Annotated in this window: 6 protein-coding genes and 1 pseudogene; 2 read left to right on the forward strand and 5 right to left on the reverse strand. The window is 61.3% G+C overall.

What is annotated here, in order from left to right; genetic code table 11:
• Positions 1-284: 284 nt before the first annotated feature.
• A complete protein-coding gene (locus U9R81_RS09255; RefSeq protein ID WP_322495194.1) occupies positions 285-1,481 on the reverse strand; it encodes an aminotransferase class V-fold PLP-dependent enzyme in 1,197 nt (398 codons plus the stop codon).
• A gap of 186 nt (positions 1,482-1,667) precedes the next feature.
• Between U9R81_RS09255 and pth the strand changes: the two genes are divergently transcribed.
• Positions 1,668-2,234 (forward strand): aminoacyl-tRNA hydrolase, encoded by a 567-nt coding sequence (gene pth / locus U9R81_RS09260; protein ID WP_322495195.1) that lies wholly within the window; start codon positions 1,668-1,670, stop codon positions 2,232-2,234.
• 70 nt (positions 2,235-2,304) lie between these two features.
• Positions 2,305-2,841, forward strand: a complete 537-nt coding sequence (msrA, locus tag U9R81_RS09265; protein WP_322495196.1) for a peptide-methionine (S)-S-oxide reductase MsrA — start codon at positions 2,305-2,307, stop codon at positions 2,839-2,841.
• A 24-nt stretch (positions 2,842-2,865) separates the two neighbouring features.
• Here msrA and U9R81_RS09270 read toward each other — a convergent pair whose 3' ends face one another.
• The 4 genes and pseudogenes from U9R81_RS09270 to U9R81_RS09290 form a co-directional block, all read right to left on the reverse strand.
• On the reverse strand, positions 2,866-3,447 hold the full coding sequence (locus U9R81_RS09270; RefSeq protein WP_322495197.1) for a CDP-alcohol phosphatidyltransferase family protein: 582 nt from the start codon (positions 3,445-3,447) through the stop codon (positions 2,866-2,868).
• A 13-nt stretch (positions 3,448-3,460) separates the two neighbouring features.
• Positions 3,461-4,119: pseudogene (locus U9R81_RS20060) on the reverse strand (DUF4013 domain-containing protein).
• Positions 4,120-4,535: 416 nt separating this feature from the next.
• Entirely contained in the window at positions 4,536-5,261 is a 726-nt protein-coding gene (locus U9R81_RS09285) for a DUF4013 domain-containing protein (RefSeq protein WP_322495200.1), read from the reverse strand.
• Positions 5,261-6,448, reverse strand: coding sequence for a CinA family nicotinamide mononucleotide deamidase-related protein (locus U9R81_RS09290; protein WP_322495201.1), 1,188 nt, complete (start codon positions 6,446-6,448; stop codon positions 5,261-5,263). The genes U9R81_RS09285 and U9R81_RS09290 overlap by 1 nt, the downstream gene beginning before the upstream one ends.
• Positions 6,449-6,692 lie beyond the last annotated feature (244 nt).

The raw sequence follows: 6,692 nt of genomic DNA on the forward strand, positions 1-6,692 counted from the left end.
CCCTGAAGGGCCGGGCTAGGGGTACGAAGCCCGCTGCGCGGGCTGCTGGCCCTCACCCCCAGCCCCTCTCCCACCTGACGGCGGGAGAGGGGAGTGTCGTACCGAGCGTTGAAGCATTGTACAGCAATTAACGGTTGCGATCGATTACACATTCTGTCCGCCCCTCAATCCCTCCGGGGGAGGGAGCAAGTCCTTCCCCCTCCCCCAGCGGGGGAGGGGCGAGGGGTGGGGGCTGATCCCCCAGCGGGGGAGAGCGAGGGGTGAGGGCAACTTCCCCCAACCATTCACAACACTGCCCGCAACCCCGCCACCAGCCGCTCAATATCTGCCGGGGCATTATACGCCTGCACCGAGACCCGGATCAACGGGCGGCCTTCCCAGTTGAAACATGGCACTTCGACCCGCCACTCGCGCCACAGGCAGGCCTGCACCTGCGCCGGATCGCACGGCGGCAAGGGCAGGGCGCGCATCTGCACCCACCAACTTTGGTCGTCGGGAGTCAGCGGCGGCAAGCCGCTCAGCGCCAATATCTGCTGGGAAGCGGATTGCAATAGCTTGTGGCATGCCTGCCGCACCGCCGGCCAGTGATGCTGGCGCTGGAACTCGATCGCTGCCGGCACGGCGAGAAACGCCGACGGATCATCGGTGCCCATCCACTCGTAGTAGGCTTGCAGCGGGCGTCCTTCCGGGTAGGCGAGAAAACTACCTTGGAGCGGATCGGGCGGTTGCCAGCCCCAACTCACCACCAGCGGCTCAAGGCGGGCTTGGTGTTCGGGACGCACATAGAGAAAGCCGGCCCCCTTCGGCGCGCACAGCCATTTGTGGCAATTGCCGCCGTAAAAATCGGCCCCTAGCTCAGCGAGATTGAGATCGATCTGGCCGGGAGCGTGCGCGCCATCGATCACACTGAGGATCTCGGCAGCACGTGCCCGCCGGCAGATTTCAGCCACCGGCATGATGATAGCGGTCGGCGACGTGATATGGCTGAGCAAGATTACACGGGTGCGCGGGGTCACGCCGCGCCAAATCTGTTCGACAATCTCATCATGCGTCGCTACCGGCAGCTCAACCGGCTGGTTGATGTAGGTCGCGCCGCGTTGCAGACACACATAGCGCCATGTGCGTTCGATCGCGCCGTATTCGTGAGTGATGCCCAACACCTCATCACCCGGTTGCAACGCGATCGAGCGGGCCACGATATTGAGCGCGTAGGTCACATTCGGCACAAAGACCAGATCATCTGCCGGTGCGCCGACGAATGCCGCTAACTGGGCACGCGCTTGGCGCAGCAGATCGGGCAACCGGCGACCAAGAAACTCAACCGGCTGGGATTCGAGGGTGCGTTGCCATTGTTGGAAGGTGTCGAACACCGGACGCGGGCAAGCTCCAAAACTGCCGTGGTTGAGAAAGGTCATATCGCGCCGGAGCAGAAACTGTTCGGCGAGAGAGGGCAACGGCAGCGAGAGAGTCGGAACGGCCATAACACATCCTTATCGACTCAAAGCAATTGCAGCCATGTTCGCCGGAAACGGCATTTCGTCAAGCGGGTTGACGGGCAGCGCAACCGCTTCTACCATGGCGCGACGGCGGGAACCTGTAGCGGCACAGCGTGCTGTGCCCCATCCAACCGGGCACAGCACGCTGTGCCCGTACAAGAGGGATAGGTTATGTGGTTGATTGTTGGGTTGGGTAATCCGGGTGAGCGGTATGCACGCACCCGGCATAATATTGGCTTTCGCAGCGTCGAAACGCTGGCCGAACGCTATGGGCTGGCATTTCGCAACCAGCGCGCCAACAGCGAGATTGCCGAAGGCAATATTCGCGGGCAGCGGGTGGCGCTGGTCAAACCGCAGACCTACATGAACCTGAGCGGGCAAGCGGTGTCGGCGTTGCGCAACTGGTACAAGATCGATCCGGCGCGCGAATTGCTGGTGATCTACGACGATCTCGATCTGCCCTTCGCCAAACTGCGGCTGCGTGAGCGGGGCAGCGCCGGCACCCATAACGGTATGCGCTCGATCGTCGGCCAACTGGGTACGACCGAATTCCCCCGGTTGCGGGTGGGTATTGGCCAGCCGCCGGGCAAGATGGACGCCGCCGATTATGTGTTGAGCCGGTTTACGCTGGAAGAAGAGGCGGCGCTGCCTGATCTACTGGCGCGCATCGCTGATGCGGTCGAAGTGGTGTTGGGTGAGGGCTTGATCGCGGCGATGAACCGGTACAATCCGTTGTAATCCTCCCATCAACCGCCAACCTGCGGTAGACTACAGAGAGAGCAGCTCATTTCACGAGAAGGAGACTGGTATGACTCTCGAAACGGCCACGCTGGCCGGCGGTTGCTTCTGGTGCCTCGAAGCGGTCTACGATCAGGTGATCGGTGTGCAAGATGTGGTCTCAGGCTACACCGGCGGCCACGTCCCCAACCCGACCTACCGGCAGGTGTGCGATGGCGATACCGGCCACGCCGAAGCGGTACAAATTCGCTTTGACCCAAGCCAAATCAGCTATCGCGAACTGCTCGAAATCTTCTTCAGCATTCACGATCCGACCACGCTCAACCGGCAAGGGGCTGATGTCGGCACGCAGTACCGTTCAGCGATCTTCTACCATTCGGACGAGCAGCGGCAGATTGCCGAGCAGTTGGTGCGTGAATTGAGTGAGCAGCAGGTGTTTCGCGCCCCGATCGTGACCGAGATCGTGCCAGCGACCACCTTCTACCCTGCCGAGGATTATCACCAAGAGTACTTTGCGCGCAACCCCTACCAGCCCTACTGCCAATTTGTGGTTGCGCCCAAAGTGGCCAAGTTCCACAAGCTATTCGCCACGAAGGTGGCGCGCTAATGATAAACGCAAAGGCGCACTGAGTTACATTGCGTCTTTGCGTTCAGAATCGCCCTGCTCGTCGCGCATAATTTGGATAAAGCGCCAGCCATACTGCACAAACGATAAGCAAAACGGCACCAACGCCGCATAGAGCGCTGGTTTGCCCCAGCGCGGGCCGCCCGCTAGATAGAGCAAGGCGACAATCGTCATCGCCAGTGTCGTGAGCTTACCGCTGCTCTCGGCGGTGGTAATCTGCGCCTTCCGGCGCAGCACAATCAAGCCCGCCAGCAGAATCCCGACATCGCGAAAGATCAGCAACCCAGTCGCCCACCACGGAAACCCACGGGTGCGCGAGAGCATCACCGCCGCTGAGTCGATCAGCGCCTTATCCGCAATTGGATCGAGGATCTGGCCTAGCTTCGAGACCTCGCCGCGGCGGCGGGCAATCGGGCCATCGAGCGCATCGGTAATCATCGTAATCGCGAGCAATAGCAATGCCCGTTCGCGCCGATCGGTGCGCTGCATGTAGTAGATTGTCGCCGGCAAGAGCAGCAACCGGCTGATTGTAAGCAGATTCGAGGGGTAGAGGAGTTCTCGCGGTTCGATGAGGTCACGGAGCGTCATAGCGTTCTCCTGCTTACATCAGCGACGGCGGTGATGAAACTTGGCGAACGGTTTGCCCTAGGAGATGGCCGAAGACGAGCGCAGCATAGGCGGTTGTGAATAGTATGCCAAAGAACACAATGATTGCGCCGTGGCCGGCGACGAAATTGCACAAGATCGAGAGCAGCCACAGCACTATCCATTCAGCCGGATTGCGCCGCAGCAACGCAAACACCTCGCTCAATTGTAATGCCGCGCCGGCAGAGCCAGTTTGCACGTAGCGACCGCTGCCCACGATTAGCAACAGTTGGGTAATCAGCGCCAACGGCACCAGCAGGAGATTCAAGCAAAGTGCCAAACCGATCAAAATCTCGATCGTCGGTTTGTTATTGCCGGTTACGACCACTACTGCCACGATCAGGCACATAAAGAGACACATAATCAGAAACACGGGCAGGTAGTAGACGATATAGATGAATGCGCCAATCCCTCGCTGAAAACAGCGCCGAACTGGTTGAGGCGCGGCAGCGGACGATTGCTCCCGCTAGCGACGGCGCGGGCAGTATACAAGATACACCCCAACGCGACAATCTGGCCGATAATTGGCACCAGTTGCAACAAGCTGACCACGACGAACACTTTCCACCAATCAGGGTCATCGAACACAAAGCTAAAGGCGCGAGTCAGATTCATGCAGGCGCTCCGGTGTGGTTATCGCGTAGTGCGCGCAGAGGTATCACCATCAACTGCCGCGGTTTACGTCTTTGTGCTTCACAGGCGGGGAAGCGAATGGTCAGCACAGTGGGCTGCTCGCGTCCCCGCACCAATCTTCCCGCCAACATATAGCAAGCCTGAGCCAATTGCTCCCACGCTCGTGGGGGATTGCTGCGCCGCGCGGAGTGCGGCTCGCAATGACATCGGCGAGCGGCGACGGACAACCCCGTTGTCATTGCGAGGGGCGCAGCCCCCCTTGTCATTGCGAGGAAGCGGCGGCATTCCGCCATGCGGGATGTCGCCCGACCGAAGCAATCTCCCACTTCAGCGAAAGACTAATCAGCGTGTACTTACCGAGTTCGCGCAACAGCCCTACTGTACCATAATCGAGCTAGTTATGTGCGCAGCTCCCGTTGCGCCTGCCGTTCGGCGGCAACGTACAATTGCGCGCCGGCTAGTTGGGCGAAGACGCCAGCACTGCATAACAGCCAGCCGGTAAGGATAATAAGCAGCAGTGGAGCATTGTTCGTGATCAACCAACCAGTCAGGGCTGCAATCACCGCTGCCGGCAGATACGCCGCCAGACTGGCCAAGCGCGCGCGCCAAAAGTGTACCCGGTAAGGCGGTTGTAAGGCGCGCCGCACCGTCTCGATGCTGAGGGCGCGCTCGATCTGGCCCTCTTCGGCGAAGATGAGGCGGCCAACCGGCGCAACGCCGATGAGCAAAAAGCACAGCCAGACCAATCCTATCAGCGTCACAATACTGAAGATGATCGGCTCAAGCAGTGCGGTCTGAGCCGCCAACACGAGCGCCAAGCCGCTGCAACCCAGCGCCAAGCCGCCGACCATGAGCGGCAACCCAAAGAAGGTGAGATCGATCAACAAGGCGAAAATCCCGGTCAGGGCGCGCAGCGTCCAATCGCGCCATGGTGGCAGCGGAATGGGGAACCCGCGCCGGGTATTGTCGTAGCTCTCCATGATAAAGCCGGCGGCCAACGGCAAGCCGATGATCGTCATCGCTAGCGCACCGTGGAGCAAGCATTTGCGCCACCACGCCGGATCGCGCCAGATCAGCGCAACGGCAGCCGGCAAGGTAGTTGGTGAAGGCAACGGCGCGTACACTACTCCGGCTCCCCGGCCAGATAGCGGCGCAACAGATCGAGCGCCGCCGTGCCGATAAACTCACGGCCCTCGGCTGAGCGCAGGTCGAAGGGGCGGGTCAAGCGCCGTTCACCGTTTGGCGTCACCAGCGCAAAGGCTACGGCGGTAAACCCTTGGTCGTTGGGCACGCTGGCCGGTTGCACACCCAACGCCAGATCGCTCTGCCAGTGGTCGGCTACAGTAGACGCCCCAGCGGCAGCCAAATCTGACGCCGCCTGCTCATCGGCGGGCCGGTCAAGCGGGTGGATCTCGACCCCGCGCAGCCGCTGCTCAATATCTGGCGCAGCCAGCAGCGCATGCAACACCGGCGCTTGGATGATCCCTTCGTACAGTGACAGCGTGAGGTTTCGTTCGCGCAACAAGCTGGCCACCACTGCCGGCAACTCTTCATCGCCGAGCAGGTGATGACCAAGGCGTTCACGGATAATTGCCTCAGTTTGGGCAATCATCGCTTCGGCTTCGGCTTGGCTCTCGGCGCGAGCGCCGATGCGCAACTCGTAGCGCGCTCGCTTGGCCGAAATGCCGATGGTCGGATTAGCTTGCTGCATGAGATCGGCGATGCGTTCGCCGATCACACTCTCGCCTAGGCCAACCGCGTGGAGGGTGCGGACAAGGATCACGGTGGTGATGCCTCGTTCCTGCCGCAAATAAGGAATGACCGCCGTCTCGAACAAATAGCGCATTTCGCTCGGCACGCCAGGCAACACGATCACCGTGCCGCGCGCGTCTTCGACCAGAAAGGCTGGAGCGGTGCCGCGCGGGTTAGGGATCACGCGCGCGCCTGCCGGCACATAAGCTTGCCGGCGGTTGCTCTCGCTCATCGGGCGGTTCATAGCGGCAAAGCGAGCCGCAATCTGGTCGAGCAATTCGGGGCGGAACTCAAGCGGGCGATCGAACGCCGCCGCCACCGCTTCGCGGGTCACATCATCGAGAGTTGGGCCAAGCCCGCCGGTGCAGATGACCAGATCGGCCCGGTCGATCGCCTCACGCACCGCCTGTTCAATCCGCTTGGCATTATCGCCGACCACCGTCTTGCGGTAGACATTCACGCCGGCAGCGGCCAGTTGGCGGGCGAGGTAGGCGCTGTTGGTGTCGATGGTGACGCCGAGCAGCAGTTCTGAGCCGATCGCGATGATTTCAGCGTCCATAGATCTCCTTATAGGGCGACGCATGCGTTACCCTTACGCATGGGCGCTGGGGGTGACGTATGCGTTGCCCTTACGGCGTCGTCGATGGATCAGACGATGGCGGTTCGTTGATCCGTTTGCGATACTCGCGCCACAGCTCTTGTTCGCGTTCGGCGGCGGCGCGCTGGCCGGCAGCGATCGCGGCGCGCAATCGTTCAGCGAATGACTGGCGGGTGACGCTGGCGCGGGCAGCGAGCGTCTGGCG

The sequence above is a fragment of the Chloroflexus sp. genome (assembly GCF_034435895.1).
Taxonomy (GTDB): Bacteria; Chloroflexota; Chloroflexia; order Chloroflexales; family Chloroflexaceae; genus Chloroflexus.

Excerpts from the sequence above, each read along its gene's own strand:
- U9R81_RS09255 (WP_322495194.1), bottom strand. The coding sequence starts at position 1,481 with ATGGCCGTTCCGACTCTCTCGCTGCCGTTGCCCTCTCTCGCCGAACAG.
- pth (WP_322495195.1), top strand. The coding sequence starts at position 1,668 with ATGTGGTTGATTGTTGGGTTGGGTAATCCGGGTGAGCGGTATGCACGC.
- msrA (WP_322495196.1), top strand. The coding sequence starts at position 2,305 with ATGACTCTCGAAACGGCCACGCTGGCCGGCGGTTGCTTCTGGTGCCTC.
- U9R81_RS09270 (WP_322495197.1), bottom strand. The coding sequence starts at position 3,447 with ATGACGCTCCGTGACCTCATCGAACCGCGAGAACTCCTCTACCCCTCG.
- U9R81_RS09290 (WP_322495201.1), bottom strand. The coding sequence starts at position 6,448 with ATGGACGCTGAAATCATCGCGATCGGCTCAGAACTGCTGCTCGGCGTC.